Origin of the sequence: Streptomyces sp. NPDC002564, assembly GCF_042889645.1 — a bacterium.
GTDB lineage: Bacteria > Actinomycetota > Actinomycetes > Streptomycetales > Streptomycetaceae > Streptomyces.
On sequence record NZ_JBIARE010000030.1, the window covers coordinates 1 to 2606 of the forward strand.

A 2606-nucleotide genomic window follows, 5' to 3' on the forward strand; every position below is an offset into this window, starting at 1 on the left:
GCGGCGGGGCGGGGCCCCCGCGGCCCCCCCCCGGCCCCCCCGGGGGGGGGGGCCCGCCCCCCCCCCCCCCCCCCGCCCGGCCCCCCCCCCCCCCCGGGGGGGGGCCCCCCCCGACGCCGTTTCACGGGAGGCTCAGGTCGCGATCGAGGTGACGGCGTCGAGGCCGTACGTGCGGGCGTAACCGTTCTCGGTGCCGACGAGGAGGTCGACGACCGTGAAGTAGCGGTCCCAGAAGGGCGTTTCGCGCAGCGCGTCGATGAGGAGCTGGTACGCCTCGTGGTCGTCGGCCTCCCAGACCCAGACGTCGGTGACGCGGGCGGAGTAGAACTCCGTGTCGTAGAAGCGCGAGCGGACGCCGGTGGTCCGGGCCTCGATCGCGGGGACGACCTGGGTGGCGAAGGCCTCCATGCGCTGCCGCGGGGTCATGGCGAGCCACTCGGGCGTGGTCTTGATGAGCATGAACGCCGTGACCGGCGCGGGGTTCCTCTCAACCGGCACGACGGGCTCCTCCCGAGGCGAACGCGGGCTCGAGGATCTGGGCGCACCACTGGCGGAAGGTGGTGGGGGAGGCGGTGGCCGGGGTACGGGCGACGCCCGCGTCCAGCCCCGCGTCCTTGGCCCGCTTCATGTCGACGACGCCCTGTGCGAACTCCTTGTCCAGGCCGTATCCGCACAGCGTCGTGAACAGCTCCTCGAACGGCCGGCGCTCGTAGCGGACGGGGCGGCCGAGCCGTTCGGACATGATCAGGGCGAGGTCGTCGGGGGAGAGGTCCTCGGGGCCGAGGAGCGGGACGCTGTCGTTGCCGGACCACGAGCGGTCCAGGAGCAGGTCGGCGGCCACCGCCGCGATGTCGGCGACGGCGACGAGCGGCCCCCTGCGGCCGGCGTCGACGACGTCGGTGAAGACGCCCGTCTCCCGGATCGTGTCCACGTCCTCCAGCAGGTTCTCGAAGAAGGACGCGTTGGCCAGGGCGCGGTAGGCCACGCCGGTGCCCGCGATCAGGTCGTCCATGGCGAGCGACGCGGTGACGAGCCCGGCGCGGTCGGCGACCGGAGTGCCGCGGCCCAGCGCGGAGACCCCGACGACATGCCCGACGCGGTGGTCGGCGAGGGCCCGTGCGGCGGGCCGGGTGAAGCCGCGGAAGCCGTCCTCGGGGGGCAGGGACGCGTCCGGGGGGACGAGCCAGAACACGGCGTCGGCGCCGTCGAAGGCGCGGTCGACGACGGCGGGGTCGCCGTGCGAGCCGGTGACCACGTCGACGCGGTCGCGCACCGCGTCGGGCAGCCGGGCCGGGTCGCGGACGACCACGCGCAGCTCCTCGCCGCGGGCGGGGGCCGACGCGAGCAGCAGGGGCAGCAGACGGCGGCCGATGTTCCCGGTGGGAGCGGTGATGACGATCATGGAATCCTCGTGGGTCGTGCCGGATCGGGATGCCCCCATCCTGGGAAGGGCCCGGGTGTTGCCACAATGGGAAACCGAGCACGGGATCATTGCCTGAAATGGAATAACGCCCATGACCAGCGACGCGGAACCTGTCATCGACGCGAATCTGGCCGTCGCGCTGGACGCCCTGCTGACCGAGCAGAGCGTCACGCGCGCCGCGGCCCGGCTGCACACGTCGCCGGCCGCGATGAGCCGCACGCTCGCCCGGCTGCGCCGCATCCTCCAGGACCCGCTGCTGGTCAGGGCGGGACAGCGGATGGTCCCCACGCCCCGCGCGCAGCAGCTGCGCGAGGAGACGGCCGCGGTGGTACGCCGCCTGGGCGCGCTCCTTGCGCCCGGCGCCGGGGTCGACCCCGCCGTCCTGCGCGGCACCTTCACCCTCCAGGCCGCCGACCTGGTCGGCGCGGCGCTGGCGCCCGGGATGCTGCGGCTGGCCGGGGACGAGGCGCCGGGGATCTCGCTGCGGTTCCGCGCCGAGGAACTGGAGGCCGGGCCCGCGCTGCGCGACGGACGCATCGACCTGGAGGTCGGGTCCATCGACCACGTGGACCCCGAGACGCGGGTCGAGCCGCTGGCCACCCTGCGGATGGCGGCGGCCGTCCGCCCCGGCCACCCGCTCACCGAAGGGACGCTGACCCCGGAGCGGCTCGCCGCCGCCGAGCACGTCGTGGTGAGCCGCCGCGGCCGGTTCACCGGGCCGCTGGACACCGCGCTGGCCGAGCGGGGCCTGCGCCGGCGCGTCGCCGTCGTCCTGCCCGGTCACCTGGCGGCGATGACCCTCGCCGCCCGCAGCGACATCGTCTGCCTCGTCCCCACCGCGCCCGGGGGCGGTGCGCCCGCCCCGCTCAGCGACACGGCCACCGCGCTGGGCCTGCGCCTGCTCGACATCCCGCTGCCCCTGCCGCCGCTGACCCTCGGCATGGCGTGGCACCCGCGGCACGCCGCCGACGGCGGCCATCGCTGGCTCCGCGGCGCGGTCCGCAGGACGCTGCGCACGCCCTAGGGGGCGTCTCTCCGATCTTCGCGGGTCCGCGGCGCCTGGCACGGCACCTCGCCGCACGGCCGGACCGCCCACGTACCACCAGTACGAGGGCGGCCCGGCCGCACGGCGATGCACCGCACCAGACGCCGCGGCCTGTCCACGAAGATCGGAGAGACGCCC

General features: G+C 75.8%; 3 protein-coding genes. 1 reads left to right on the forward strand and 2 read right to left on the reverse strand.

Features of this window, described 5'->3' with window-relative positions; all coding sequences use genetic code 11:
• Positions 1–132 precede the first annotated feature (132 nt).
• On the reverse strand, positions 133–498 hold the full coding sequence (locus ACFYXE_RS38360) for a darcynin family protein (RefSeq protein WP_389321232.1): 366 nt from the start codon (positions 496–498) through the stop codon (positions 133–135).
• Positions 488–1402, reverse strand: coding sequence for an NAD(P)H-binding protein (locus ACFYXE_RS38365; RefSeq protein ID WP_389321235.1), 915 nt, complete (start codon positions 1400–1402; stop codon positions 488–490). The genes ACFYXE_RS38360 and ACFYXE_RS38365 overlap by 11 nt, the downstream gene beginning before the upstream one ends.
• A 112-nt stretch (positions 1403–1514) precedes the next feature.
• Here ACFYXE_RS38365 and ACFYXE_RS38370 point away from each other — a divergent pair, with 112 nt between their 5' ends.
• Complete coding sequence (locus tag ACFYXE_RS38370; RefSeq protein ID WP_389321238.1) at positions 1515–2447, forward strand: LysR family transcriptional regulator; 933 nt, start codon at positions 1515–1517, stop codon at positions 2445–2447.
• The last annotated feature ends 159 nt before the right edge of the window (positions 2448–2606 follow it).